This window comes from Candidatus Vondammii sp. HM_W22, assembly GCF_022530855.2.
GTDB lineage: Bacteria > Pseudomonadota > Gammaproteobacteria > Chromatiales > Chromatiaceae > Vondammii.
The window spans coordinates 1,262,072-1,288,413 of record NZ_CP099567.1 but is presented as its reverse complement, the minus strand read 5'-3'; the positions used below and the strand labels follow the sequence as shown (position 1 = coordinate 1,288,413).

General features: G+C 50.3%; 31 protein-coding genes and 2 pseudogenes. 11 read left to right on the top strand and 22 right to left on the bottom strand.

Annotated elements, in window-relative coordinates:
* The first annotated feature begins 3 nt into the window (after positions 1–3).
* The 3 genes from MN084_RS07295 to MN084_RS07285 all read left to right on the top strand — a co-directional run bounded on the left by MN084_RS07295 (position 4) and on the right by MN084_RS07285 (position 2,538).
* Positions 4–1,458 carry a metallophosphoesterase gene (locus MN084_RS07295; protein WP_241086623.1) on the top strand — a complete coding sequence of 485 codons (1,455 nt, stop codon included), beginning with the start codon at positions 4–6 and terminating at the stop codon, positions 1,456–1,458.
* A 173-nt stretch (positions 1,459–1,631) separates the two neighbouring features.
* The gene (locus tag MN084_RS07290; protein ID WP_241086624.1) at positions 1,632–1,967 is read left to right on the top strand and encodes a CNNM domain-containing protein; all 336 of its coding nucleotides are present in this window, start codon (positions 1,632–1,634) and stop codon (positions 1,965–1,967) included.
* Between the two features lie 247 nt (positions 1,968–2,214).
* Positions 2,215–2,538: a transporter associated domain-containing protein gene (locus tag MN084_RS07285; RefSeq protein WP_241086625.1), complete on the top strand. Its 324-nt coding sequence runs from the start codon at positions 2,215–2,217 to the stop codon at positions 2,536–2,538.
* Here MN084_RS07285 and sfsA read toward each other — a convergent pair.
* From sfsA to surE, 11 genes and pseudogenes are all read right to left on the bottom strand, one after another.
* Complete coding sequence (gene sfsA / locus MN084_RS07280) at positions 2,490–3,197, bottom strand: DNA/RNA nuclease SfsA (RefSeq protein ID WP_241086626.1); 708 nt, start codon at positions 3,195–3,197, stop codon at positions 2,490–2,492. The two genes, MN084_RS07285 and sfsA, sit on opposite strands and share 49 nt — an antisense overlap.
* Before the next feature lie 197 nt (positions 3,198–3,394).
* Positions 3,395–3,643, bottom strand: coding sequence for an acylphosphatase (locus MN084_RS07275; protein ID WP_241086627.1), 249 nt, complete (start codon positions 3,641–3,643; stop codon positions 3,395–3,397).
* Between the two features lie 63 nt (positions 3,644–3,706).
* A pseudogene (locus MN084_RS07270) lies at positions 3,707–4,776 on the bottom strand (IS256 family transposase); the annotation flags it as partial.
* An 81-nt stretch (positions 4,777–4,857) separates the two neighbouring features.
* Positions 4,858–5,367: a TlpA disulfide reductase family protein gene (locus MN084_RS07265; RefSeq protein ID WP_241086628.1), complete on the bottom strand. Its 510-nt coding sequence runs from the start codon at positions 5,365–5,367 to the stop codon at positions 4,858–4,860.
* Positions 5,368–5,720: 353 nt separating this feature from the next.
* Positions 5,721–6,116 (bottom strand): tyrosine-type recombinase/integrase, encoded by a 396-nt coding sequence (locus MN084_RS07260; protein ID WP_330178448.1) that lies wholly within the window; start codon positions 6,114–6,116, stop codon positions 5,721–5,723.
* Complete coding sequence (locus MN084_RS07255) at positions 6,109–6,495, bottom strand: hypothetical protein (RefSeq protein ID WP_330178447.1); 387 nt, start codon at positions 6,493–6,495, stop codon at positions 6,109–6,111. Before MN084_RS07255 ends, MN084_RS07260 begins: the two co-directional genes overlap by 8 nt.
* Positions 6,496–6,539: 44 nt before the next feature.
* Positions 6,540–7,523: an RNA polymerase sigma factor RpoS gene (gene rpoS / locus MN084_RS07250; RefSeq protein WP_241086631.1), complete on the bottom strand. Its 984-nt coding sequence runs from the start codon at positions 7,521–7,523 to the stop codon at positions 6,540–6,542.
* A 45-nt stretch (positions 7,524–7,568) separates the two neighbouring features.
* Positions 7,569–8,384 (bottom strand): peptidoglycan DD-metalloendopeptidase family protein, encoded by an 816-nt coding sequence (locus tag MN084_RS07245; protein WP_277400381.1) that lies wholly within the window; start codon positions 8,382–8,384, stop codon positions 7,569–7,571.
* A 22-nt stretch (positions 8,385–8,406) separates the two neighbouring features.
* Positions 8,407–8,985 carry a YqaA family protein gene (locus MN084_RS07240; protein ID WP_241086633.1) on the bottom strand — a complete coding sequence of 193 codons (579 nt, stop codon included), beginning with the start codon at positions 8,983–8,985 and terminating at the stop codon, positions 8,407–8,409.
* Positions 8,985–9,644: a protein-L-isoaspartate(D-aspartate) O-methyltransferase gene (locus tag MN084_RS07235; RefSeq protein ID WP_241086634.1), complete on the bottom strand. Its 660-nt coding sequence runs from the start codon at positions 9,642–9,644 to the stop codon at positions 8,985–8,987. Before MN084_RS07235 ends, MN084_RS07240 begins: the two co-directional genes overlap by 1 nt.
* Positions 9,644–10,396, bottom strand: a complete 753-nt coding sequence (surE, locus tag MN084_RS07230) for a 5'/3'-nucleotidase SurE (protein WP_241087144.1) — start codon at positions 10,394–10,396, stop codon at positions 9,644–9,646. Before surE ends, MN084_RS07235 begins: the two co-directional genes overlap by 1 nt.
* A gap of 225 nt (positions 10,397–10,621) precedes the next feature.
* Between surE and MN084_RS07225 the strand changes: the two genes are divergently transcribed.
* The gene (locus tag MN084_RS07225) at positions 10,622–11,185 is read left to right on the top strand and encodes a Smr/MutS family protein (RefSeq protein WP_330178446.1); all 564 of its coding nucleotides are present in this window, start codon (positions 10,622–10,624) and stop codon (positions 11,183–11,185) included.
* 22 nt (positions 11,186–11,207) lie between these two features.
* Here MN084_RS07225 and truD (MN084_RS07220) read toward each other — a convergent pair whose 3' ends face one another.
* The 3 genes from truD (MN084_RS07220) to ispF form a co-directional block, all read right to left on the bottom strand.
* A complete protein-coding gene (truD, locus tag MN084_RS07220; protein WP_241086636.1) occupies positions 11,208–11,648 on the bottom strand; it encodes a tRNA pseudouridine(13) synthase TruD in 441 nt (146 codons plus the stop codon).
* Positions 11,617–12,246, bottom strand: a complete 630-nt coding sequence (truD, locus tag MN084_RS07215) for a tRNA pseudouridine(13) synthase TruD (protein ID WP_241086637.1) — start codon at positions 12,244–12,246, stop codon at positions 11,617–11,619. The genes truD (MN084_RS07220) and truD (MN084_RS07215) overlap by 32 nt, the downstream gene beginning before the upstream one ends.
* Before the next feature lie 78 nt (positions 12,247–12,324).
* On the bottom strand, positions 12,325–12,798 hold the full coding sequence (gene ispF / locus MN084_RS07210; protein WP_241086638.1) for a 2-C-methyl-D-erythritol 2,4-cyclodiphosphate synthase: 474 nt from the start codon (positions 12,796–12,798) through the stop codon (positions 12,325–12,327).
* Between the two features lie 300 nt (positions 12,799–13,098).
* On the opposite strand from ispF, the gene MN084_RS07205 reads away from it, so the two are divergent.
* Positions 13,099–13,446 (top strand): TusE/DsrC/DsvC family sulfur relay protein, encoded by a 348-nt coding sequence (locus tag MN084_RS07205; RefSeq protein WP_241086639.1) that lies wholly within the window; start codon positions 13,099–13,101, stop codon positions 13,444–13,446.
* A gap of 151 nt (positions 13,447–13,597) precedes the next feature.
* Here MN084_RS07205 and ispD read toward each other — a convergent pair whose 3' ends face one another.
* From ispD to MN084_RS07180, 5 genes are all read right to left on the bottom strand, one after another.
* Positions 13,598–14,302, bottom strand: a complete 705-nt coding sequence (gene ispD, locus MN084_RS07200) for a 2-C-methyl-D-erythritol 4-phosphate cytidylyltransferase (protein ID WP_241086640.1) — start codon at positions 14,300–14,302, stop codon at positions 13,598–13,600.
* On the bottom strand, positions 14,299–14,592 hold the full coding sequence (gene ftsB / locus MN084_RS07195; RefSeq protein ID WP_241086641.1) for a cell division protein FtsB: 294 nt from the start codon (positions 14,590–14,592) through the stop codon (positions 14,299–14,301). The genes ispD and ftsB overlap by 4 nt, the downstream gene beginning before the upstream one ends.
* Positions 14,593–14,600: 8 nt before the next feature.
* Positions 14,601–15,878, bottom strand: a complete 1,278-nt coding sequence (gene eno / locus MN084_RS07190) for a phosphopyruvate hydratase (protein ID WP_241086642.1) — start codon at positions 15,876–15,878, stop codon at positions 14,601–14,603.
* 266 nt (positions 15,879–16,144) lie between these two features.
* Positions 16,145–16,978 carry a 3-deoxy-8-phosphooctulonate synthase gene (gene kdsA / locus MN084_RS07185; protein WP_241086643.1) on the bottom strand — a complete coding sequence of 278 codons (834 nt, stop codon included), beginning with the start codon at positions 16,976–16,978 and terminating at the stop codon, positions 16,145–16,147.
* Entirely contained in the window at positions 16,978–18,624 is a 1,647-nt protein-coding gene (locus MN084_RS07180; RefSeq protein WP_241086644.1) for a CTP synthase, read from the bottom strand. The genes kdsA and MN084_RS07180 overlap by 1 nt, the downstream gene beginning before the upstream one ends.
* A 293-nt stretch (positions 18,625–18,917) precedes the next feature.
* Here MN084_RS07180 and fnr point away from each other — a divergent pair, with 293 nt between their 5' ends.
* Complete coding sequence (fnr, locus tag MN084_RS07175) at positions 18,918–19,676, top strand: fumarate/nitrate reduction transcriptional regulator Fnr (protein WP_241086645.1); 759 nt, start codon at positions 18,918–18,920, stop codon at positions 19,674–19,676.
* 23 nt (positions 19,677–19,699) lie between these two features.
* Here the strand turns inward: fnr and dnaQ are convergent, their stop codons facing one another.
* The 3 genes from dnaQ to MN084_RS07160 all read right to left on the bottom strand — a co-directional run bounded on the left by dnaQ (position 19,700) and on the right by MN084_RS07160 (position 21,955).
* Complete coding sequence (gene dnaQ, locus MN084_RS07170) at positions 19,700–20,404, bottom strand: DNA polymerase III subunit epsilon (RefSeq protein WP_241086646.1); 705 nt, start codon at positions 20,402–20,404, stop codon at positions 19,700–19,702.
* Positions 20,405–20,432: 28 nt separating this feature from the next.
* On the bottom strand, positions 20,433–20,876 hold the full coding sequence (gene rnhA / locus MN084_RS07165; RefSeq protein ID WP_445083910.1) for a ribonuclease HI: 444 nt from the start codon (positions 20,874–20,876) through the stop codon (positions 20,433–20,435).
* A 302-nt stretch (positions 20,877–21,178) separates the two neighbouring features.
* Positions 21,179–21,955, bottom strand: coding sequence for a class I SAM-dependent methyltransferase (locus MN084_RS07160; RefSeq protein WP_241086648.1), 777 nt, complete (start codon positions 21,953–21,955; stop codon positions 21,179–21,181).
* Between the two features lie 160 nt (positions 21,956–22,115).
* On the opposite strand from MN084_RS07160, the gene MN084_RS07155 reads away from it, so the two are divergent.
* From MN084_RS07155 to MN084_RS07140, 5 genes and pseudogenes are all read left to right on the top strand, one after another.
* Complete coding sequence (locus tag MN084_RS07155) at positions 22,116–23,783, top strand: LysM peptidoglycan-binding domain-containing protein (protein WP_330178445.1); 1,668 nt, start codon at positions 22,116–22,118, stop codon at positions 23,781–23,783.
* 369 nt (positions 23,784–24,152) lie between these two features.
* Positions 24,153–24,275: pseudogene (locus MN084_RS19460) on the top strand (DUF4372 domain-containing protein); the annotation flags it as partial.
* Positions 24,276–24,356: 81 nt separating this feature from the next.
* Positions 24,357–24,617: a hypothetical protein gene (locus tag MN084_RS07150; RefSeq protein ID WP_241086650.1), complete on the top strand. Its 261-nt coding sequence runs from the start codon at positions 24,357–24,359 to the stop codon at positions 24,615–24,617.
* A complete protein-coding gene (locus MN084_RS19455) occupies positions 24,604–24,927 on the top strand; it encodes a transposase (protein WP_445083950.1) in 324 nt (107 codons plus the stop codon). Before MN084_RS07150 ends, MN084_RS19455 begins: the two co-directional genes overlap by 14 nt.
* 151 nt (positions 24,928–25,078) lie before the next feature.
* The gene (locus tag MN084_RS07140) at positions 25,079–26,311 is read left to right on the top strand and encodes an IS256 family transposase (RefSeq protein ID WP_330178444.1); all 1,233 of its coding nucleotides are present in this window, start codon (positions 25,079–25,081) and stop codon (positions 26,309–26,311) included.
* Positions 26,312–26,342 lie beyond the last annotated feature (31 nt).

Below are 26,342 nucleotides of genomic sequence, written 5' to 3'. Positions count from 1 at the left end.
CACATGGCAAAATCAAGCTCCAAACAACAGAAGAGCTTTCTGAAAAGACTGAAATCAACCTTCGTCGGCCTTACCCAGTGTGAAGAGATCGATATCAAGGAATCTTACCACCTGCCGGATAAAAAAATCGTGGTCCCTCTCCATGTTTACCCGATTCAGTTGAACATTGGTCCCGATGGAAAAGCACTCCACCTGTATCCTGAAAATTGTCTTACAGACAAACAGAATAATCGCTCACTTAAAAGCTATATTCTGTTTGATCCCGACACCTATTACTCGAAAATCAGCGGTTTTTTTCGCCTTAAAGTGGGTAAGAAGTTAACCCTGAGCCGCAATAACAGCCAACAGCGTGCCTTCCTGAATATCTCAAAAAATATCATGGAGCGTCATCTCAGCATAACCAACGACAATGGGAAACTGATATTCAAAAACCATGACTCAAAGTCAGGAAGCTGTATTGCGCCACTCTACAAAGAGAAAAAAATCAATCAGATATTCAACTGGCGAAAGAAAAAACTCAGGAAACTGCGTGATATTTTTGGCGGCCCCATAGAAACGCTTCCAAGCAAAGAGGCTCTCTCGTTGATTCAGAAAGTCAATGCTATCCTGAAAGAGGAAAAATACTGTCAGCCGGATGCCAGCGGCCGGCCCGGTGGTGTTTTATGTCTGCCGAAAGAGACCACCGCTTTTATTCTTGGTGACTTGCATACAAAGCTTGATAGTCTCCTGGTAATACTAACGCAGAATGGCTTTCTTGAAGACCTTGAACAAGGGAGTGCTTCTCTGATCATCCTGGGCGATGCGGTCCATTCCGAGGAGGAAGGGGAGATGGATAAGATGGAGAGTTCATTGCTGATAATGGACTTTATCTTCAAGCTCAAAGTCCGCTTTCCCAAGCAGGTGTTCTATATTCGGGGGAATCATGACAGTTTTTCAGAAGAGATCGCCAAGAGAGGCATTCCCCAGGGTCTGCTATGGGAAAAGAAGCTGAATAAATCACGGGGCAAAGAGTATCGAAAAGAGATAGAGCGTTTTTACGACCAGATCCCCTATGTGGTATTTTCAAAACACTATATCGCCTGTCACGCAGCGCCACCCACCTCCTCCTGCAGTATGGAGAAGCTGATAAACATAAGAAAGCATCCTGGTCTTATGGATGAACTGATCAACAGACGGCTGAAAACCCCAAGCCGGATGTCAGGTTATACAAAGGGTGATATCAAGAAATTCCGCAAATGCCTTGGTGTATCGCCGGAGACCATCTTTATTGTCGGGCACACACCCATGTCAACCGATGAGACCATATGGGAAAATGTGAACGATATAAAAAACCACTGTATTGTCTACGGTGGCGACTCCAACTGGATCGGCGTCATGGCACAGATAGGAGACAAAGTGTATCCATTCAGATACCCCGTAGAGCCATTGACTTCAATCATCAACTCACTCTCAGACTGAGCAGAGAAAAAACTGCGTGGACTTGGCATTCTGGCTGGAATTGGCCCTGTTTATCTTTCTATTTGGACTTTCCGATTTTTTCTCACGCTCAGAGACTGCCATGCCCTCGCTCAACAGCGTCCATCTGGAGAGATGCGCGCCAGGATGGCAGTCCCGCGTTCAGAGCTAATCCAGTGTCTGCTGGGCGAACCCAGACGCCTCATCGTCATATTCTGATCGGCAATGAGTTCGTCAACGTCACTGCATCTGTTATCTCAGCCTCTGTGGTCATTCAGCTGTTCGGCACGGACAGTAAACCGTATAACCTGCTGATCATGGTACCTGTTCTATTGCTGTTTGGTGAAATCATACCAAAGGCTCTGGCGATAAAAAACATAGCCTTCGCCAGCTCAGAGAGCCGCCCGATTGAACTTTTCGCCCGATGCATCACCCCCATACGCTGGATAGCCCGGCATGCATCCGAATTTTTCATTTCGAATGATTGTCGGAAAAGAGCGCTCCAAAGGTAATATTGTTACTGAACGCTGGCGCATGATGCGGTGGGCCAGGGTGCCCTAAATCAGCACGAAGCAGGGTTCATCGATCGGATATTTGAATTGGGCGGCGAGACACCTGACACCCAGAGCAGACATCGCCCAACATTTTGCAGCATCTCTGTCAGAAGGAGAACTGCCTTCAGAAGGTAAAACCATAGTCGTCAAGGATGTTTAGATTCACCGCTTCAAAAGTAGCCAGAAACCGGCTTGAGAGGTGGTGATGGAGCTGGAAGACGAATATGACAGCACAGCTGGTTCTGGAAAATTAATTCAGTGTGTTGGCGAAAATGAGTATCTGGTCAATGCACGCATCGAACTCGATGACCTTTGCGAAGAACTTGTGATTAAGCTGCCGATGGGAAAATACACCACTCTGGCCGACTTTGTCCCCGCAAAAACCATGCTGTGCCAACACCGGGGACTATCATCAAACATAAAGACATTACCTTTATTGCCAACCGCAGCTCAGCCTAGGAAGTCAGAGTCTCATGGTAACTACCGGCTTACGGAAACCATCCCTCCGCCTACAATACCTTTCTCTTGATGATTAAGGCGTAAGGCATATGCCTCAACCCCGTTGTCAATAACCTCTTTTAACCGAACGGCATAACCTGGATCTATCTCTGCGGCTGGGGCGAAAGTATCGCCCTCCGGTCGATTCAGCGCAAACAAGATAATGCCCCGTAACCCCCTCTCTACAGCGCCCATCAGGACATCCAGGTGTTTTTTTGCCCGTACACTGACTGCATCCGGAAACTGCAGAGTGTCCCCGACCAGCAGGGTTACATTTTTTATCTCAACCAATGCATCGGAACTGTCACCTTCGCTCAGCATCAGATCAAGGCGTGATGGCGGGTGATCCGGGAAGTCATATTTCACCTCCCACTGCAGCCGGGCATAACCTGAAAGCGGAGGCACTCTACCTTCAGTAATCGCCTCCGCCACAATGCTGTTGGTTCTGGCGGTATTTACCCCAACCCATCCCCGGCCCATATCGACTCTTTCCAGAGTCCAGGCCAGCTTACGCTTAGGGTTGTCGCTGTAACTGAGTTCCACTGGTGCCCCCGGCTCCCAACAACCCGTCATCCGGCCAGTATTGGGACAGTGTGCCGTCACCAGGGAGCCATCATCCAGCTCTACATCGGCAAGAAATCGTTTATAGCGGTAGAGAATCACGCCTTTGGTCAGTGGAGGGAGCTGCATAGTCTGGTTAAATTCGATAATTCGTCAGGTTCTCATTAACACTGCGTAGATGTTTTCAGGAGGGTACGGAGATGCCATTTCCAAGAGTGTGGGCGGCAAGAGTGCCGCCATCAAGCTTACAGGGAGTATTTACTGCGTCTCTTGGAAGGCCCGCCGTACGGACTATTTGAGATATTACGTCAACCGACAGTAAATCCCTAAAAACTCCGTTTATCCATAAGTTCACAGGAAACGCCGCTCACTCTGGCACCTGGGGATCCACGAGTCAACCATGCTTTGAATTGATCAATCGCCGATAATTCACCGCAAGCCACCACTTCCACCGTACCATCCAGTTCACTTAGCCATAGAAACTCTTCAGGACCATTGGTAGCGCCCGTGAGGTGAGCACGTTTGATGGGATTGTCATTGAGATCAAAAAATGCAAAAATAAGCGTCGCACGCACCTAGGGGCTCTTATAAAGAGGAATTCTTCTGAGCCTGTAAAGTTTTCTATGTAACAGCCAGGGTTAAATATATACCGCTAAGCGTTCTTCGAACTCAATCATAAATCTATTCAGTGCTGGTTCCCAATGACGGATCGGCATTGTTCACTTTTTCGATGCGGCCTGGATTGCCAGGTAGATGACCTTCTTCGCCGAATCATCGGTTGGAAACAACTTCCGTTTTTTGATCGCTTTGCGATCATTTTTCGTCTGTCCTACGGGTAGTTGAACAGCGTGTTGAGATTCTGCCAATGGGCACTCCAGGAGCGGCTGATCCGGGGGTGTTTGTTGTCCCATCGATCAGAGGATTTATCCAGCGCCGGTAAGGCTTCTTCCCCGGTGATGGGCTGGTAACTCTTTTTCAAATCAGCCGCCACAGGCTTGTAGTCTTTCCAGGGCACCTACTTCATCGAGTTCCGTAGCATATGCACAATACACAGCTGGACATTCGGAAAAGCCGTGTTGATTGCATCAGGAAAGCCCTTTAAGCCATCGACACAGGCAATCAAAGTATCCTTCACACCGCGATTCTGAAGCTCTGTCAGCAGGTTTAGCCAGAACTAGGCACCCTCTTCCCCGGCGGCCACATCCCCGATAATTCCTTGTGGCCTTCCAAGTTGACGCCCAAAGCGAGGTAAATTGCTTTGTTGATCACTTTCTTGTCTTTCCGGATTTTAATGACAATGCTGTCCAGATAAACAATAGGCTGAATCGCATCCAGGGGGCAAGATTACCATTCGTCAATCTGCTCGATAACCGCATCAGTGACTTTGGATATGAGTGTGGCGGAGACATCGGCTCCGTACATTTCCTTGAATGCCGTGACGATTTCGCGGGTCGTCATACCCTGAGCATACAAGAAGAGGATCTTGTCATCCATTGAGGTAAATCGACGCTGGTGCTTTTTAACCAGCCGGGGTTTAAAGCTGCCCGTTCTTTCTCGTGGAGTATCCAGTTCAAACTGGCCATCTTCCGTTTGCAAGGTCTTGCCAGTAGTGCCGTTACGGCTATTACTCGCTTCGGATTGCTGCTGCATCGATCGTAATTTTGGCCAGAATTTGCCGAAACTCGTTGTGATCTTCTTTAGTTTTGAGCTGCCAAGATCACAGGGAGCTGCAGTCTGTGCCAGCCCGACAGTCAAAAACAGAAAAGCCAGATCAAACGATGCGCATACGTCATTTCACCTCCCGTCCCGCAATCTGTTGCTGTTTATTGTGTTTTTTAATGTAGTTTTCAATAACCTCACCGGTAACCGTTCCAACCTGACGTGCCACTATCTCTCCCTCGGGAGAGATCAGATAAGATGTCGGCAATGCAGGCACAGTACCTAATTCAGTATGGGTACCTGAAGATCTCTGCAATATAGGGTAACTGATAAACTGCCTTTCCAGAAACACCTTCAATCGCTTAGAGTCCATATCATCCATGGCAACGCCGATTACCATGGCATCCTTCTCTTTATGTTGGTTGTGAAACAGTTCGAGCTCCGGCATCTCCGCCAGACATGGCGGACACCAGGTGGCCCAGTAGTTCACCAACACCCATTTCCCGCGAAAATCGGAGAGTGAGCGCTCCTTGCCATCCAAATCCGGGAGCGTAAAGTCAATTGGCTCAGCCATCACGGACACAGGAAAGATCACCAACCATAACAACAGAGCAAACTTGATAGTCAAAAATTTCCGCATAATTCTCTCCAGTCACGTTCGACCAATATTTTTTTCATTCGTAAGTTCTCAATAAATCTGTGCAACAAAAGTCATGGGCACCTCTAGGTACGTCTGCGCCTGAGATTGGCACACCTGCCGCCTACAGTTCCAGAAACAGCATCCTCACAACGTCTATTAACACGGGCACAGTGCTATTGACAAATCATCGTAGTATGATTACCGTTCCTTTTCACTCAGTAAGTTACAGTTGTCTAAAATTTATGACTGTCGCCTAAAACTTGGACCCTTTACAACGTGTATCTCCTTGTCTCTGATGTATCTCACTGTCTGCAATTTGGTGGTATGCCCAGCTAACGATTGGGGATCTAGCCTTATTTTTTGGCATCGGTAATGTTCTTTGCCCTCAGGTCATGCAGATGAGCATTTTTAACACCAGATATCTCTGTAGATCTCTTAAATAGATCCGCACTCCTCCATAAGTAACGCATCTTGCCGTTTCTCTGTCCTGATAGATAGGTCGAAATTATCTTGCTTCCGTGCATCCTTCTTTCGGCATTTGTCGCCATTTTAAGTACTGGCGACATTCCTACAATCAAACGCTTTCCGGTTTTCTCCTGTTCGAACGCTACGCCGCCTTTGTTGATATCAGACAAGCGAATTCTCAGCACATCCCCGATTCTTTGTGCCGTCAAGTAAGCTATGTCCATAATCGCTTTCATTGCTGGTGGGGCCGCCTTATGGATTGCAGCGTACTCTGTATCAGTCAAATACCTTCTGTGCCTCTTTGAAACGTTTAACGGGTAGAACCAAGTTCCCCGCGCACTGTCCAGATAACACAGCGCATTCAAAGAGCATTTTTAGGACTGAGCGCATTCTATTTGCCATATTTGGAGTAGAGTCATGGTGACCCATGAAGCGGAATACATCCTCTGGCCTAACTTGATCTGGGCCAAAATCAGAAAATGTTGATTTTATTGTTGCTGCTGCTTGTCGGTACTGCTTAAGAGTGTTTGGTTTTAACTGAGCATCTGTGATAAACCTATCAGCCAATGTGGGCATTCCCTTACCTAACACCGCTATTCTGGCGTATTCCTGGAGAGCTGGCGATAGATCGCTACCCAACTTTATCCATTTACCACCTTTCACGTATCGAATAAGTATAACGGGGTACGAATAAAGCCGGTCATGACCTATTTAAAAATAGCATCAATCGAAAAACCATCCTTCTCAAGAATAATCCGCAGCCGCTTCAAAGCACCCATCTGAATCTGGCGCACCCTTTCACGGGTCACACCCAATTCGTTAGCCACCTGCTCCAAGGTAGAGTTTTCATACCCATGAAGTCCAAAACGCCGCTCCACCACCTCACGTTGCTTGTCATTCAGCTTGCCTAGCCACTCATCCAGGTTGGCGTGGAGTCCTTCATTCTGAATGTCAATAGTTGGATCCCGATTCTTCCTGTCGGGAATTGTATCCAGCAAAGGCTTATCCGCGTCTTTACCAAAAGGTGCATCCACAGAGGTTATACGCTCATTGAGACCGAGCATTCGCTTCACCTCATCCAAAGGCTTGTCCAACAGTGTAGCTATCTCTTCGGCCGATGGCTCATGATCAAGGGTTTGAGCCAGCTTGCGGGCCGTCCTGAGATAGACCTTGATCTCTTTGACCACATGTATGGGTAGGCGAATAGTACGGGTCTGGTTCATAATGGCCCGCTCGATAGTCTGACGGATCCACCAAGTGGCATAGGTTGAGAATCGAAATCCTTTTTCCGGATCAAATTTCTCCACCGCACGAATGAGCCCCAGATTACCCTCCTCAATCAGATCCAGCAGGGCAAGCCCTCTGTTCATATAGCGACGGGCAATTTTTACCACCAGACGCAGGTTGCTTTCGATCATCCGTTGTCTGGATGGCATGTCCCCACTCTGGGCCAACCGGGAAAAATAGACCTCCTCTTCCGCCGTCAGTAGTTTGGAACTTCCGATCTCACTTAAATAGAGCCTAGTGGCATCCATCTGGCTGACAGAGAGCGCTTCTGCCGAAATAGCATTGGTTGACACCGCCACAGCCTCAGAGAGATCATTCTTCTTCGATCTTGATCCGGCCGACTTATTTTTAGTTAACTTTTCAAGCTTGGTATCAACGGACTCGTCATCCGAACGCTCTACCATACAATTCCTCCTCACTGGCGGATCAGCTGTAGCTCACGCGCCACATCAATGCTGGCGTGGCAGTAATTTCACCGGATTCACCGGCGTTCCATTTCGCCGGATCTCAAAATGTAGCAATGGTTTATTACTGTCATCGCCCCCCATTTCAGCTATGCGTTCACCTTTAGCTACTTCATCCCCATCCTTCACCAATATTTTTCTGTTGTACCCGTAGGCGCTCAGATAGTTTTTATTATGTTTTATAATGATCAGGCGGCCATAGCCAATCAGTCCGCTGCCGACATACACCACCTTGCCAACCTCCGCCGCCAATACCCGTTGTCCGGTCCGCCCCCTGATCTTAATACCCTGACGCATCAAATCCCCTTTGACAAAAAACTGCGCCACCACACCTTTCGTCGGCCAGCCCCAGCGCAACGCTACCGCTTTGGCTGACTTACTCGTTTTAGTGGATGAGGCAGTTTGCTTGCCCCCGCTCTTTGCCTGTTTCTTTCTACTGGGCGGTCTCTTGGTTATCCGGATAGTCCTGGGTTTTACGGTTTCATTGCCAGTAACGGAGGCAAACCGTAAACGCTTGCCGGGATAGATGGTATACGGAGGCCGTATATTGTTCCATCTCGCTAATGTACGGTAAGAAAGGCCAAAACGCCAGGCGATAGAGTAGAGGGTATCCCCCCGCTTAATCCGGTAATACTTTGGACGTTTGGTTATTCGATGCGCTGGCGCTTCTCTGGAAACCACCGGCGCTTTGGGCGGTGAACTGCAACTACTCAGTAATCCACTAGAGATACAGAGAAGCAATAACAATGATGGAACCAGCCGCCCACTGGGCGAAAAAAAAGCCCACCATCTGGTGGTCATCGCAAGAGACTCATTTTTACACTTATAGTTTGACAACGACTACTACCGCCGCCACCAGAATCACCACCAGCCAACCGATCCAGTCGATATATTTCTTCAACATACCATCCATCCGCTCTCCACCCCAGGCCATCAAGGCAGAAACCAGAAAAAACCGGGCGCCTCGGCCAATAGCTGAGGCCAGAACAAACGGAATCAGCGCCATGGATATAACACCGGCAGTAATGGTGAATATCTTATAGGGTATGGGTGAAAATCCGGCTACAAAAATAGCCCAGAAGCCCCACTCATCAAACCAGCCCTTCGCCTGCAGATACCTCGGATAGTAGCCACCCTCTCGAAGCAATGGTTCGACCATGTCAAAGGCGAACAGTCCAATAAAATAGCCAAGTAGTCCGCCAAGCACTGATGCCGCAGTTGTCAGAGCCGCAAAATTCCACGCCTTGGAGGGTGTAGCCAATGCCATGGGTGCCAACATAACATCCGGTGGAATGGGGAAAAAAGAGGACTCCGCAAAACTGAGCCCGAACAGATAACGTGCAGCATGGCGATGCTTTGACCACCGCATCACCCGCTCATAGAGTGTTGAAAACGGCTTCATTACTGCATACCTCCCAACAGGGGCACAAAGGCCACTCTCTCCAACAACTCCCTATCGTACCCGGAAACGGTGCGGGTCACTCGAACCATCACTTGCTCGGTACGCCTGCCAATAGGAAGAATCATACGCCCTCCCGGCTTCAACTGCTCAACCAAAGCCTTGGGGATCCCTTCAGGCGCCGCAGTGACAATTATGCCATCGAACGGCGCATGCTCCGGCAGCCCCATACCGCCATCGGTATAGCGCAGTCGAATATTACGAATACCCAGCTCCTGAAATTTTCTTCGTGCCTGTTTCTGCAAAGCCTCTATTCTTTCCACGCTGTAAACACGTGCCACCAATCCGGCAAGCACTGCCGTCTGATAACCCGATCCAGTACCGATCTCAAGCACCGTATCCAACGGGCCTGACTCCAACAGCAATTCGGTCATCCGTGCAACAATAAAGGGTTGTGAAATTGTCTGGCCGTAACCTATAGGCAGCGCCGTATCCTCATAAGCGCGGCTGGCAAGCGCCTCATCAACGAAAATATGCCTGGGGGTGTTACGCATTACCTCCAGGACCCGAAGATCTCCGATACCTTCACTCCGCAGACGCTGAATCAGCCGATCCCGGGTACGTAAAGAGGTCATACCGATACCGCGATGCAGCCTATTCATTACCGGCCAATCCTGCTGACCCAGTCACTCATCTGCTCAAGTGCCGAATGACGTGTCAAATCAACTTGCAGTGGCGTAACCGAAATATAACCTTCTCGCACAGCGTAAAAATCAGTTCCGGGACCGGCATCCTGCTCCAATCCCGCCGGCCCAACCCAATAGATGATGCGGCCACGGGGATCGGTGGTTTTTACCACAGGTTCAGCCTTGTGCCTGTGCCCCAGTCGAGTCACCCGGTAGCCTTTCACCTCCGCGTAGGGGAAATCAGGAATATTGACGTTAAGAATGGTATCAGGAGCCAGCGGCTCCTCCTGCAGGTGCCTGATCAGTTCAGCCGCCACTTTGGCACCGGCATCATAGTGTCTGGGCTGATGAGCGTTCATTGAGACGGCAATTGCTGGGTAGCCAAGAAAGCGCCCTTCGGTAGCAGCGGCAACGGTCCCTGAATAGAGCACGTCATCCCCGAGATTGGCACCGGCATTAATACCGGCGATCACCATATCCGGCTCGCTTTCGAGCAAACCGGTAATCGCCAGATGGACGCAATCCGTAGGCGTCCCATCCACCCGGATAAATCCATTCTCAGACCGCTCTGCCCGCAATGGGTGATCCAGTGTAAGCGAGTTACTTGCGCCACTGCGGTTACGCTCAGGCGCCACGACAGTGATGTCTGCCATTTGCGAAAGCTCCGCTGCCAGGGCAGCCAAACCCGGAGCCTGAAAGCCATCATCGTTACTTAATAAAATCTTCATGCCCCGGGGCACCCAATCCTTCTCAAACGGCAACTTTCCAATAACACCGTGCAAATATCGACCTGAGGGTATGAGGATACCATCCAGAACACGAGCTTATTGAAAACTCATCTCAAACAATCTAAAACGCAGACTATACTGGAAATACCCGAAGGTCTCACCCCATGATGGCTGAACAGGAACGCTTCCGGCTGATATACTCAAATGCAAAAATGGGTTAATGGCATGAGCAGTAAAGAAGATCTGGAGAATAGAGAGGCCGCAGCCCTCTTCAAGGAAGAAATGGAGGGGACGGTTCACCATGATCACGACAAGAGAATCCCCTTCAGGAAATCATTAAGACCTATCCCCCTGCCACCAAACCCGTCTGTCACCGATGAACTGCTGGATGACAGCTTTGTGGATCTACCCCTGGAGACCGGCGAAGAATTGCTGTTTGTCCGACCGGGCATTCAGCAACGTCTGTTTCAGGAGCTACGCCGTGGCCACATCCTCCCACAAGAGATGCTTGATCTCCATGGACTGAGGGTCGTTGAGGCGCGTTCACTCCTTGCACAGTTCCTTGTCCACGCCCGCCGGCACAAATTGCGGGTTATCCAGATTATCCATGGAAAAGGCTACGGCTCTGAAGGACAACAACCTGTTCTGAAACAGAAGGTCAATCAGTGGTTAAGGCAGCGGCCGGAGGTATTGGCTTTCTGCTCAGCCCCCAGATTCGATGGCGGAACGGGCGCCACCTATGTTCTGCTCTCCAGGAAAGGTGAGGAGAAGCACAGGCATCATGACTAGCGCAATATCCAATAATGGGCTGCTAGCTGTAACTAATGCACTCGCGAAGGAGTGATGTTGCAAAACTCCCTTTTGGCAGGCTGAACTCAAGGGTTAACCGCGTCCCCTGAATGGACCAGTTAAGATCGCTGACAGGCATCCGCAAAGCGCGACGTTCCATTTTCAAGCCATACCTTTCCAGCCCCTCCCTCAACAGCGCCTCATTTTCAACAACAGCGGCCTCCATCTCGGCGATTTTACCGCTGATCATCACATCTCCCTGCCCCCAGAGCGGACCGGATGTATGAATATCCATACTGTGATAGCGCTGCTCCAGCTCACTATCAATCTGTTCCGCAAGAAAACTGCTACGGCTGCCATCCAGCATCAGACGCTCTCCTAGCAGGGGAGTGTTCCAACTGCCTGACGTGACGCGAAACGCAAGTACCCGGTTAAACAGCAGCGAACGTGCCGCAGAGAGCATAGATACCACGCTTTTGCCGTTTCAGCCGTTTCAACTCTCCCCTGAACAGTGCTTCCGCAGAGACGATATTCCCTCCCCCCCGTCCAAAACGCTGTTCGCCAAAATAGTTGGGTGCCCCCTCTTCCGCCACCCGTGCCAGGCACTTTTTCAGCACGGTCTGGTCCCCATCAAACTTACTTACTCTGATGGTAAAGCGATTGCCTTTCAGAGCACCCGTCCGGAGTTTTCTACCATGGCGGGCACTCTCCAAAATCTTTATTCCAGAACAGTCAAGTTCACTCCAGTCAGGCTCTGGCTGACCTGCGAGCCTCACTGAAAACCACTGCCGGGTAACGGCATTGCGGTCCTTCTGTCCCGCATAACTGACGTCCCGCCTGGGGACACTGGCATGCCTGGCCAATAGACCCGCCACCCATTCCGTGTTGGTGTTTCGTTTCTCAATCCGCAGGAGCTGGTGTTCGCCTTCACCATCGGGGTCAAACAGTGAAATCTCATCAACCAGAAAATCTTCCGGCACGGCGCGGATTACACCCGTGCAGGGAGGACCGCCAAAGGCGAAGGGTAATTCAGAAACAGAGGGATTTGGCAGGATACTCATTGTTATTCATTGCTCTTTTCGTAACATCTTAATAACACAACACTTACTGTTATGAGAGGGTATAGACTCATGGAGAATTTACCGCTTTTCAATCAACGCAACAGCATAGCAAGCAATACCCTCTCCACGTCCGGCAAATCCCATCCCCTCGGTAGTGGTCGCCTTGACATTCACTTTTGAACTGCCGACATCCATATCCAACGCCAGTTTTTCACGCATGGCATCAATGTAGGGAGATAATTTTGGGGTCTGTGCGACGATCGTCACATCGACATTGCCCACCTTCATGCTCTGAGAGACAAGCAGGTCTGTCACCCGCCGCAGTAGTATTCGGCTATCGATATTCTTAAACTCCGCTCCGCTGTCAGGGAAGTGTTGTCCGATATCGCCCAGCCCGGCAGCACCCAGCAGCGCATCACAAAGCGCATGGATTAATACATCACCATCGGAGTGCGCCTCCAGCCCCAACTCATAGTCAATCGCCACACCACCCAGTATCAAACGTCTCTCCCGGGTAAAACGGTGGGCATCATAGCCCTGTCCAATGCGCATATTTCAACTCCTGATAACCCGTTCCCGAGTATCTTCTCAATGACTATTTAGCAGAGGGTATAGAGATGCCCTCCCTCACACAGACTTATGGGAAAACTGTCATACCTGACTGTAAATCACTGTTTGTCACAACATGAAAAAACAGCATACCGCATCAGATCGGCACAGTGCCCGCCAAATACCCTACTAATTCCGTCTATTATTTTTGAAAATCTCTACTATCTTCAAGGAGGGCACCTATACCTCAATAAAAAGTGGTGCCGGAAAAATATAACAGATCCCTATACTGAAGGAGTAGAGATGATACCGATACCAGACCCCCTGGCAACCGAAACCAGCAAGGCCCCTGAAAGCTTTAACGAGTGGAGTGAAGCAACGGCCAGAACGTTGGCAGCCGAAGAGGATATTGAACTGACCGACGCCCACTGGGAAGTGATCCACTTTCTTCGCGGACACTGCGAGCAAAACGGCACCAGCTGTAGCGCAAGACTGTTAATTAGAGCACTCTCCGGGGCATTCAAAAAGCAAGGAGGCAAACGATACCCCTATACTCTCTTCCCACACGGCCCCGTCGTACAGGCCTGTAAAATTTCCGGCATCCCGCTGCCTGCCTATGCACTTGATCTATCGTTTGGCAGCGTTCACTGATCAGACCAGAATGTGGCATTCGTAAAGAAGGCAGAACCCTCTCTGCCTTCTTTTTGATCTCTGCATCACACACAGAGCCGGGCCCCCCTTAATAACCTCCTGCATATGATATAAGAAGGGATGGAGAGCCCATGACAGGATTTTTTCCCGCTTACACACAAAAATATTGACCAGCCAGATAGAAAGCCGCCAACTGCAAATCCTCCGGTCGGGTAATCTTGATATTATCTGCAGCCCCTTCAACCAGCAACGGCGAAAGGCCGGACAATTCAATGGCACTGGCCTCATCTGTAACACGTTTACCCGCTGCCAACGCATCTTCCAGCGAGGAACAGAGAGTGGAATAGCGAAACATCTGGGGCGTATAAGCCCGCCACAACGACTCACCTGGCAGCGTCTCAAGCACGCCTCCTGATTCATTCGCACGCTTGACAGTGTCATGCAAAGGAACCGCCAGCAGACCGCCGACAGGGTGATTCCGGAGGGTATTTATCAACTTATCAAGGTCAAAACTGCGCAGGCAGGGTCTGGCGGCATCGTGTACAAGCACCCAGTCATCCGGGTCTGCTTCATCAGCAAGCATGCGCAGGGCATTCAGCACGGAATCACAACGCTCTCGGCCACCACTAACACGACGTATCCGCGGATCAGTGGCGAACGCGGTCTCACTCCACCATTCATCAGATTCAGATAGGGGGACCAGCACCTCTTTTATCTCAGGATGGTTGAGCAATGACTCCAGGGCATACTCAATAACCGGACGGCCACCAAGATCAAGGTACTGCTTGGGAACAGCGCTTCCCATACGACGACCAACACCCGCAGCCGGAACAATGGCCCAGTGACTGGACATCAATCCTTCTGCCTCGTTTTGGGCTCAATCACCTGGTAAAAGACCTCGTCTTTCCTAATCATCCCAAGTTCACTGCGGGCGCGCTCTTCAATCGCCTCAAGTCCCTGTTTAAGATCGGCCACCTCTGCCTGAAGTGCCTGATTACGCTGCCGCATTTTTCCCAACTGGTTTTTCTGCAGCGCTGCCTCTTTTTGCAGGGCATGTACCTCCGCCAAGCTCCCCTCACCCACCCAGAGACGAAACTGAAGCGTAATCAGTATCAGTAGCAGCAGCACTGTCAGGATTCGTAGCATCAGTTGGATCAGAGATTTTTGAAAGCCTCTTTACCAGCATAGGAAGCCTCATCACCCAACTGATCTTCAATCCGCATCAGTTGGTTATATTTAGCCACCCGGTCCGAACGGCTGAGCGATCCGGTTTTGATCTGTCCAGCGTTGGTCGCAACCACCAGATCGGCGATGGTTGTGTCCTCGGTCTCGCCGGAACGGTGAGAAATTACGGCAGTATAGCCGGCATCATGAGCCATTTTGATGGCATCAAGGGTCTCGGTCAGGGTACCGATCTGATTGAATTTAATCAGGATTGAGTTAGCAATATCCTCTTCGATGCCCCGTGAAAGAATATTGGTATTCGTCACGAACAGGTCATCGCCCACCAGCTGAATTTTGCTGCACAGCCGTTCACTCAACAATTTCCAGCCATCCCAATCACCCTCATCCATGCCATCTTCGACCGTGATAATAGGGTACTGATCGACCATCGCTGACAGATAGTCTACAAATTCAGCTGCATTGAGCTGACGGCCCTCCGATGCAAGATCATAAATGCCATCCCGATAAAACTCCGAGCTGGCCACATCCAGTCCGAGATAAATATCTTCACCGGCCTTAAAGCCAGCCTTCTCAATGGCCTCCAGGATCACCTCGACTGCGGCTGTATTGGAGGGCAGATCCGGGGCAAAACCGCCTTCATCACCCACGGCTGTATTCAACCCTTTTCCCTTAAGCACACTCTTGAGGCTGTGAAACACTTCTGCCCCGTAGCGGATGGCTTCGCGCACAGACGATGCACCGACAGGAAGAATCATATACTCCTGAAAATCGACGCTGTTATCGGCGTGAGCGCCACCATTGATGATATTCATCATCGGCACCGGCATCCGGTAAGGGCCCGCCGAAAGGTAGCGATAGAGAGGCATCGCACGTTCCTGGGCGGCGGCGTGTGCCGCTGCCAGAGAGACTGCCAGGATTGCATTTGCACCTAAGCGTCCCTTGTTATCGGTACCATCCAGATCAATCATCTTCCGGTCCAGATCCGCCTGCTCTGTAACCTCCGAACCAATCAGGACCTGTTTCAGCTCACCGCTGATGTTCTCTACCGCTTTAAGTACACCTTTCCCGAGATAACGTCTGTTGTCACCGTCGCGTAATTCCAGTGCCTCTCTGGAGCCAGTAGAAGCCCCGGAGGGGGCAACCGCCCGGCCGATAGCCCCATCGGCAGTGATGACATCAGCTTCTACGGTAGGATTGCCACGGGAATCGAGTATTTCTCTGGCGCGGATATCGACAATTTCGGACATACTTACTCCATTGATTCAATATTTGTTTAACTAACCAGTGCCTGTTAGAAAAAATCAAAAGCATGGGCGGTAAGGTCACCAAAACCCATACCCTCGCTTAAACATCTGCACCGTGTTATTGAGAATCTATAGCACACAAATATTACGCATTAAAAAAACAGGAAAAATCGCCGCGTACTCTGCGTTCCTTCTTGAAGATTCTAAACGAGCACTCTTTGACACTGTTCTCAAACAAACACAAACGAACCTATTGCAGCCAGAATTCTTTAAAGTCCTGCTTCGGGAAACGGCTTGGATTTAACAGTTTGATCAAGCGTCTTGAGCATTTCAAGCAGCTCGTACATCTGATCCAGGGGCCAGGAGTTCGGACCGTCACTCAGCGCTTTCTCTGGGTTTGGGTGGGTCTCCATAAACAGACCGGAGATACCAGCAGCTACCGCAGCCCTGGCCAATACAGGGACGAATTCACGCTGCCCTCCTGAGGAGCTGCCCTGGCCACCGGGCAACTGAACAGAGTGAGTGGCATCGTATACGACCGGGGCGTTGGTTTCGCGCATCACAGCCAGTGAACGCATATCGGAAACCAGATTGTTATAACCGAAGGAGACACCGCGCTCGCAAACCATAATCTGTTGATTACCAACGCTCCTGGCCTTCTCAACCACATGTTTCATATCCCAAGGCGCCAGAAACTGCCCCTTTTTAATATTGACCGGTAATCCCTGTTTGGCCACCGCATGGATAAAGTTGGTCTGACGGCAGAGAAAAGCCGGGGTCTGTAAGACATCCACCACTGAAGCTACCTCATTCAATGGGGTATATTCGTGGACATCTGTCAGCAGGGGGACATCGGTCTGCTGCTTAACCATCTCCAGTATCCGCAACCCCTCTTCAAGACCTGACCCACGAAAACTCTCCCCGGAAGACCGGTTTGCCTTGTCGAACGAGGATTTATAGATGAACGGAATCCCCATCTCTTCGGTAATCTCTTTCAGCTTGCCAGCCGTATCCAGCGCTAGTTGTTCGCTCTCTACCACACAGGGGCCGGCTATCAGAAACAGAGGTCTTTCCAATCCAACTTCAAATCCACACAACTGCATCAGCTTTCACCGCCCCGGTTGGAGCTTCGTTGATGTTCCCGGGCAGCACGGGCAAAACCGGAAAACAGGGGATGCCCATCACGCGGGGTTGAGGTAAATTCAGGATGAAACTGGCAAGCGATAAACCAAGGATGATCATCGATCTCAACGATCTCCACCAGCTTCCCGTCGATTGAACGCCCGGCCACCCTGAGGCCCGCCGGCTCCAGTGATTCAAGATACTGATTATTGAATTCATAACGGTGGCGGTGGCGCTCTACAATGGTCTCATCACCATAGAGTTCTCTGGCCTTGCTGCCTTCCAGCAACCGGCACTCCTGCCCGCCCAGGCGCATACTTCCACCCAGATCACTGGCCTCGTCGCGGATCTCCAGTTCGCCATCGGCATTCAGCCACTCGGTAATCAGCGCGATAACCGGGTGCGGGGTCTCCCGATTGAACTCCGTGCTTTGAGCGCCCTCTAGTCCAGCCATATTGCGTGCATACTCGATCACGGCAACCTGCATACCCAGACATATACCCAGATAGGGTATTTTCTGCTCCCTGGCGTATCGCGCAGTAGCAATTTTGCCTTCCACGCCGCGCTCACCAAAACCACCCGGCACCAGAATGGCATCAACCTCTTCCAGCTCAGCGGTTCCTTCCTGTTCGATCTGCTCAGAGTCGACGTACTTGATCATGACCCTGGTACGCGTATGAATCCCGGCATGGATCAGCGCTTCAGAGAGAGACTTATAGGCCTCTGTCAGGTGCATATATTTACCGACCATGGCGATAGTGACACTGCCATCGGTATTCTCAAGTCCGTCCAGTACCGCACGCCACTCGGAGAGATCGGCAGCTGGAACATTGAGTTCAAACTGCTTGACGACAATCTCATCCAAGAATTGCTCATGGAGCAACAGTGGAATACGATAGATATGGTCCGCATCCACGGCCGATATCACGGCCTGCTCAGCAACATTGGTAAACAGCGCAATCTTCTTCCGCTCTGCATCGGGTAGAGGCCTCTCTGCGCGACAGAGCAGGACATCGGGTTGAATACCGATAGAACGCAACTCTTTCACCGAATGCTGGGTAGGCTTTGTTTTGATTTCGCCTGAAGTGGGAATATAGGGCACTAGCGTCAGATGCATGAACAACGCACTATCGTGGCCCAGTTCAACACCCATTTGCCTGATTGCCTCCAGAAACGGCAATGACTCGATATCACCCACGGTACCGCCGATTTCTATCAACGCCACGTCGGCATCACCCGCTCCGAGGCGGACACTGTCTTTGATCTCATTGGTGATGTGCGGAATCACCTGCACTGTTCCACCAAGGTAGTCACCACGGCGCTCCTTGCGGATAACACTTTCGTAGATCTGGCCAGTGGTGAAGTTATTGTTACGCCCCATCGTAGCGCGGATGTAACGTTCGTAGTGACCCAGATCCAGGTCTGTTTCAGCGCCGTCTTCCGTTACGAAAACCTCGCCGTGCTGAAAGGGGCTCATGGTGCCAGGATCCACATTGATGTAAGGATCCAGCTTGATCATGGTCACTTTAAGGCCGCGCGCTTCAAGGAGGGCTGCAAGGGAGGCAGATGCGATACCCTTACCGAGAGATGAAACAACACCGCCCGTAATAAATACAAATTTAGTCATAAGGGACGCTTAGAAAGTAGGCAAAAAAGGGTATGCGATAAAAATAACCAGGACGGGGCTAGAGAATACTAGAAGCGACCGGTTTTCACAATCGAAACGCCGCCCCAAAAAGCAATAAATAGCCGATACAATGAGAAAAATTCTCGTTCTTTCCTCAATTTTCTTGTCCAAAACGGCGCTGAATTTCAAGCGTCTATCCTCTCTTTGTTGATTCGTATCAAAAAATCACTTGATCCACATCAACCTAGTCTGCAAAATGGAGCGAATATAAAGGATAGAGACACGGCGTGCGTGTGAGCGGACAAAAAAATATTTCACTTGAAAACATTAAGATTGCCTGCAGAAACTGTAGCTTGGTGGCGCTCTGCCTTCCCATGGAACTGGAAGCGGATGATATTGAAAAGCTCGACGCCATCGTCAAACGAAGCCGTCCGCTGCACCGGGGTGATCATCTGTTCCGCGATGACGACAAATTCCTCAGTATATATGTAGTTAAAACCGGTTCAGTCAAAACCTATGCGCCCAGTGAAGATGGTGGTGAGCAGGTTCTTGGCTTCCACCTCCCGGGAGAGCTGATTGGACTAGACGCCATTGAGGACGGAAGTCATCAATGCTCGGCAAAAGTGCTGGAAACCACCGCCATCTGCGAAATCCCGTTCTACCACCTAGAGGAGCTGAGCAGCAACATCCCCAGCCTGCAACATCAGATGTACCGACTACTTAGCAGAGAAATCGGTCAGGACGAGAATATGCTTATGCTGCTGGGAAAACGAAATGCGGAAGAGCGTCTGGCTGCTTTTCTGTTGGGTCTGTCAGACCGGTTCAAACGACGCGGCTTCTCCTCCAGTGACTTCTATCTCAGCATGTCCCGCCATGAAATCGGAAACTACTTAGGGCTTGCAGTAGAGACCATCAGCCGACTCTTCACCCGTTTTCAGGGTGACGGCCTGTTGAATGTAAAGCGCAAACATATCCAACTGCTGCAGAAAAAGCGCCTACAAGCCATTATTTTACAAGAAAAAATAGATGGTAACGAACGTCAGTACCCATAAGCAAGCAAGTGAGGCACACTCAATCAGCGGCGCCAGTGGCAGTTACCATCACTTCTCTTTTCGATAAAATCTAGCCGCGCCTCATGGGCATCCAGCTCATCACTGCTGGCTCTGATGACTCTCAGACCAGTGCGTTCTGGTGATATCCGCCTGATCTCCCCAACAGCAGCACCCTGACTATCTGATAACCCATCCAGCGATAACACTATCTGCCCGCCGGTCATGGTCAAATAGACTTCTGCCAGAATCTCAGAGTCGAGCAACGCACCATGGAGTTCACGGTGGCTGTTATCAATTTCATAGCGCTTGCACAGTGCATCAAGACTGTTCCGCTGCCCAGGGTGCAACTTCTTCGCCATCACCAGGGTGTCGACCACCTGGCAATAGGTTGATAGCTTCTGCCACTCTTTTCCAAGCAACTGCAATTCGTTATCAATGAAGCCAACATCAAACGGAGCATTGTGAATAATCAACTCCGCCCCGCTGATATACTCCATAAAATCACCCACCAAATCTTCAAAGTGGGGCTTGTCTGCCAGAAATTCATTGGTAATACCATGCACATCCATAGCGACCTGATCGATCACTCTGTCAGGCTGAAGGTACTGATGAAAATTATTACCCGTGAGTTGCCGGTCGATCATCTCCACACAACCGATCTCAATAATCCGATGCCCCTGCCTCGGCTCCAGACCCGTCGTTTCAGTATCCAATACAATTTGACGCATATAAGTTCCAGATAGTGTTAAAAATAGCCTAGGAGCCTATTAGCTCTTCCACGCCTCTATTGGCTAGGCTGTCCGCCAACTCATTCTCAGGATGTCCGCTGTGCCCTTTGACCCAGGCCCAATCGATGTCGTACTGGCCTACAAGCTGATCCAGCTGACGCCAGAGATCGCTGTTCTTTACCGGCTTCCTGGCGGCTGTTTTCCAGCCATTCCGCTTCCAGTTGGTGATCCATTCTGTCATCCCTTTTTTTACATATTGCGAATCGGTGGTGATCAGAATCCGGGTTGGCCGGGTTAACGCCTCCAGTGCCCGGATCACGGCGAGCAGTTCCATGCGGTTGTTGGTAGTCTCCCGTTCACCGCCATAGAGCTGCTTTTCAGTGCCTTTATAACGCAATACCGCCCCCCAGCCCCCGGGGCCGGGGTTACCCTTACAGGCGCCGTCAGTAAATATTTCTACTCTTTTAGACACATAGATTCTCTCTTTACAAAACCTCGATAACATCGTGCAGATGTTGACAAAAGGTTACCTGATTACCTATGAAGCTCAGCTATTGCTCAGCCGAATTGTGGGCTGTAGACCCCATAAATACTTCGTTTGAGGTCCAATAGTGCTGCCGAAATAATACGAATTATCGTTAATATAAAAACAACAGCACATAACGCCCCTGTAACCTAGTGAATCCAAGGTAATTATGTTTCTTGCGTCATAGCTGAGCTTCATAGGTAATCAGGAAAGGTTATGGGGGTCCACCACTCAAACTTATTGAAAACTTACCTTCCAGAACGTGCTGTCGGCTCAGCAATCCGGCCGCTCTGCACACGGGCGCGTAGCTTCCACATTGGTTTAACCGGTGTCAACCGGGAAACACGTTTCACGGCCTGAACCGCATAGACGCCAGAGAGAGGGGGCCAGAATTTTTCGCCTACCTTCTCCATCACAGCCAAACGCTCCATCACCCCCTGCTGCCTGATTGGCGGGCAGAACATCAAAGCCCGGTGCATCTGCACTTCAAAGCCCAACAAGGAGAGCCAATCATTAATCCGCTGCCGGGAGAGAAAATAGCCGCACCAGGGAACCTGGGTCTTATCCAGGCAAAACAGCCGCCTGAGACCCCAGAGGCTCCATGGATTGAAACCCAGAATAATCACCCGGCCCTCCGGAATCAGCACTCGCTCCATCTCACGCAGCACTTGATGGGGATCCTGAGAGAAATCCAGAGCATGGGCGAGCACCACCACATCCATACTTTCTGAAGCAATGGGCAACTGCATCGGACTGCCGGTAATCCAATGTTTTTGATCTGACCCGATGCTATCGGGAGAGAGAACGAACTGGGAGCGTATGCGGCTCGCAAAGAGAGGTTCTGTCTGATATCCAAGGCAGCCGACATGCAGCAGATAATAACCAAACAGCCTCGACAGCAATTGCTCGAGACACTGCTGTTCCAGTGCCAGAAGATCCCGTCCGGGGGAGCTATTGAACCAGTGCCTCAGCTCCTGGGCCAGTATAGGCGCAGATTTGCAGAAAGATCGCTGTTTTGTGATCATAAGGATTGGAGCATACATCACAAACGAAAAGCGTGTCGCCAAACACCCTAAAACCTCGCCTGATTTCTGGAAAAAGCACACTGTATTCAGTATAGTCTGCCGGTATCGGCCTTCGATAGGGCTGTGCTCCAGCCATATTTAGGACGACCCGGGGTTTTACATGCAATTTATCCACAACAAACTGATCATATCCACGCTATTGTCGGCCCTTCTGACAATGGCAGGTTGTAACAGCGTTCCAGCGAAAACCCCGATTGAGAGTGATTCCTCAACAGAAAATCATCTTCCCCCCCAGCCCGATCCCATTGAATACATTACTGAAAAGCCGGCCATGCCTGCATGGGCTGAAACAGTAACTGAGCTGCAGACCACACCGCTGCCGGAAAAGATCTCACTCCCCCCAGACCTTTGGGAACGTATTCGAGTCGGCTATCAGATGCAGGTACCGGATAATCCAAGGATATCCCAGGAGATTCAATGGTACGCCTCTCACCCGGCCTATATTGACCGAATTCAGCAGCACGCCCTACCCTACCTCCACTTTATCGTGGAAGAGGTGGAAAAAAGAGGCATGCCCATGGAGATGGCCCTACTCCCAGTAGTAGAGAGCGCATTTCAACCATTTGCCTATTCACCGGGCAGGGCTGCCGGCATCTGGCAGTTCATCCCTTCGACGGGAAAAATCTATGGGCTGAAACAGAACTGGTGGTATGACGGCCGCCGGGATGTCGTCGCCTCCACCCGAGCAGCTCTGGATTACCTCAAGAAGATGGCAGAGCGGTTCGATGGGGATTGGGAACTGGCACTGGCCGCCTACAATGCAGGTGGCGGCAGTGTTTCGAAAGCGATTCGCCGTAACAGAAAAAAGAACAAACCGATCGATTTCTGGTCTCTCAAACTACCCAAGGAGACTGAAGGTTACGTGCCCCGCCTGCTGGCAATTGCCAGTATCATTGGCAAACCCATAGATTACGGAATCACACTCCCGACAATTGCCAACTCACCCTATTTCCATAGCATCGATATCGAATCCCAGCTGGATCTCGCTCTGTCGGCGGATATGGCTGATATATCCATTGAAGAGCTCTACCGGCTCAACCCCGGCTTCAACCGCTGGGCCACAGCCCCTCAAGGCCCTCATCGGCTGAATATCCCGGTTGACAAGGTCGATGGATTTACCGACAAACTGGCAGCCCTTGACCCGAAAAAACGGCTGCAGTGGAAACGCTACAAAATCCGCAATGGAGATAACCTGAGCGCTATCGCCCGCAAACACAATACAACCATTGCACTGCTGCAACAGGTCAATAAGCTCAGAGATGACCGTATCCGTGCGGGTAAACACCTGCTTATCGCTGTGGCATCGAAACAACTCAATCAGTACAGCCTCTCCGCCGACCAGCGGATGGCAAAAAACCTGAACAGCAAGCGCAGTGGCAAAAAACGTATTTACACGGTTAAGCGCGGCGATACACTCTGGGACATAGCACGCAGTTATAAGGTCAGCCACAAGGCACTGGCCCGCTGGAACGGCTTGTCACCAAAGGACACACTTAAACTAGGTCGGGAACTGGCGATCTGGACCAAGACGAAGAGCAATGAAAAGGTGGCCAACTCAGCGCCTCTCCAGCCTTTCGCCACCTCACCAATCAATACCCTCAGCTCACTCCACTACCGTGTCCGCAAGGGAGATTCCCTGGCGTGCATCGCCCAGAAGTTCAACGTCACAGTAGCGAGCCTGAGGAAATGGAATACTCTGCCAAGCAAGTATCTGCAGCCGGGTCAGCGGCTGAAACTCTATGTTGATGTGACTGAGCTGGTGTTATAATCCGCTCTTTGCCAGATACTACTTTTGTCCTATATGCACTTTTTCGCGTAACTCGTAGAGGATTGCTCTGAGGTTCTCCCAGTTTTACGGACTCATTTAATGAGAGGCATACCTCGCCTCGTATTCCACTGGACTATATACCCCAAATCACTGCTGTCCCGTTAACGGGTGATTAAGGAGGCCTGATTCATCCGTAATTGATACAATTGAGTTTATCTATAACTTATTGAATTAAAACATGAGGATCAGGCCGCGGCTCATTGTAATACGATCTTCTTGAAAATACTAAAATTTGTGCCGTGACATGAATTCTGGACACAGGCAAAACAGCATGCGGATCGTTCCTTTCGGACTGCTTCTCGTTGGTCACAGTTCGTGACTCTCATAATGGCACAGATGTCAGGCCGAAATAGTCTGCGTAATATTGTCGAGAATATCTCGGCACAAGCGCATCAGCCCTATCATCTTGGCAGTGTAAAGCTTTCCCGCTAAAATCTTTCTCGCATCAACGAAGATAAACCCTACGCGCTGTACGAAGCTCTGTTTGGAAAACGGCTGAGCCGCTGCCAGGGAATGACTCCTGGTCATGGTTTTCGTTTCAATAACCTGCTTTATTCGTTGGATTCTTCTACAATCTACCTCTGCCTGTCCGCGTTTCCCTCGGCTGATTTCCGTTCAACCAAGGATGCCATTAAACTCCATATCGGCTTGAATCATGATGGCTATCTTCCGGAGTTCGCCGCCATAACCAAAGACAAGACAAGTAGCATTGAGATTAGCCGTACACTGAAATCCCCCAAAGGCAGTATTGTAGCCATCGATCTGGGGCTATAACGATTATGCTTGGTATAAGCAATTAACGGCGAAAGAAATTTTCTTTGTTACTCGTCTCAAGTCTAATGCGAAATCACGAGTTATGCACCGTCATCCGGCCCTGGCAGACAAGGGGCTAACCAGCGATCAGACCATCCAATTTACCGGTGTCCGGACGGCAAATAAATGTCCAGGCCAACCTCGGCGCATCGGTTGCCGCGATCCAGAAACAAGTAAGCATTACGTGTTCCTGACCAACAATTTCAAACTGGCAGCGAAAACTATTGCCGATATCTATAAGGCGTGCTGGCAGGTGGAACTGTTTTTTTAAATGGGTCAAACAGAATCTGAAGATCAAGTCTTTCATCGGAACAAAATAAGAATGGAGGTATAGTCATTTCTGGTATATGAGGAATTAAAGCAGCATATCCTGTTGGAAGGAAAAGATCCTAGCCGATCACCAACCAACAAGAGTACGCTACATGAAGAATGATAATATTGTCGGGCTGAATAGGCCAGCGCGAGATGTCCTTTCTGAGCTTTTACATACCGGATCCCAGCAACTATTAGCCCAAGCCATAGAGGCGGAAGTCGCCACCCTGTTAGCACAATACCAAGGGTTGCTGAGAGAATCAGGCTTACAAGGTGTTGTACGCAATGGGCACCTGCCGGAACGTATGATCCAAACAGGGCTTGGTGATATTGGGGTCAAGGTTCCCAAAGTAAGAGATTGTACCGGGCAAGGCATCAAGTTCAACAGCGGTTTGGTGCCACCGTACTTGAAGCGAGCGAAGACCATTGAAGAGCTGCTGCCCTGGTTGTACTTGAAAGGCATCTCTACAGGCGACTTCAAGGACGCACTGGCAGGTTTGCTTGGCGCTGATGCCAAAGGTTTGTCCTCCAATACCATAAGCCGCCTCAAGCAAACTTGGGAAGGCGAATATGGTCAGTGGCGTAAGCGCGATTTATCAAAGCGGCGCTATGTGTACATTTGGGCCGACGGTGTTTATTGCAACGTAAGGCAAGACGACAAGCTTTGCTTGCTGGTGATCATGGGTTCCGACAGCACAGGTCGTAAGGAAGTCATTGAGCTTACGGATGGCTACCGTGAGTCAGAAGCGAGCTGGTTAGAGTTGTTAGAGCAGCTCACAGAACAAGGTTTTACGGTGCCGCCAGAGGTGGCCGTTGGTGACGGTGCACTAGGCTTCTGGAAGGCCATTACCAAGCATTGGCCAACGACGAAGCACCAGCGTTGTTGGGTGCACAAGACCGCCAATGTGCTCAACAAAGTGCCTAGGGCGATACAGCCTAAAGTCAAAGAGAATCTGCATGATATTTGGATGTCTGACTCTCGAACCAATGCCGAAAAAGCCTTTGATTTATGCTTGCGAAAATATGAGGATAAGTACCCGAAAGCGATGCATTGCTTACAAAAAGACCGAGACAAGATGCTGACTTTTTATGATTTTTCTGCGGAACACTGGGGGCATATACGAACCAGCAACCCGATTGAATCGGTGTTTGCCACAGTGCGGCTTAGAACCACGAGAACAAAGAACTGCGGTAGTCGATTAACGACGTTGGCCATGGCATTTAAGTTGATGCACACTGCACAAAAAAGATGGCACCGCTTAAGAGGCTATCAACTGCTCGCCGATGTAATTGAAGGTGTGCAACTTAAAGATGGGATCCGAGTTAAACAGGAAGCTACTTGATGGCTTATACACCAGATTTGACCATAGCTCG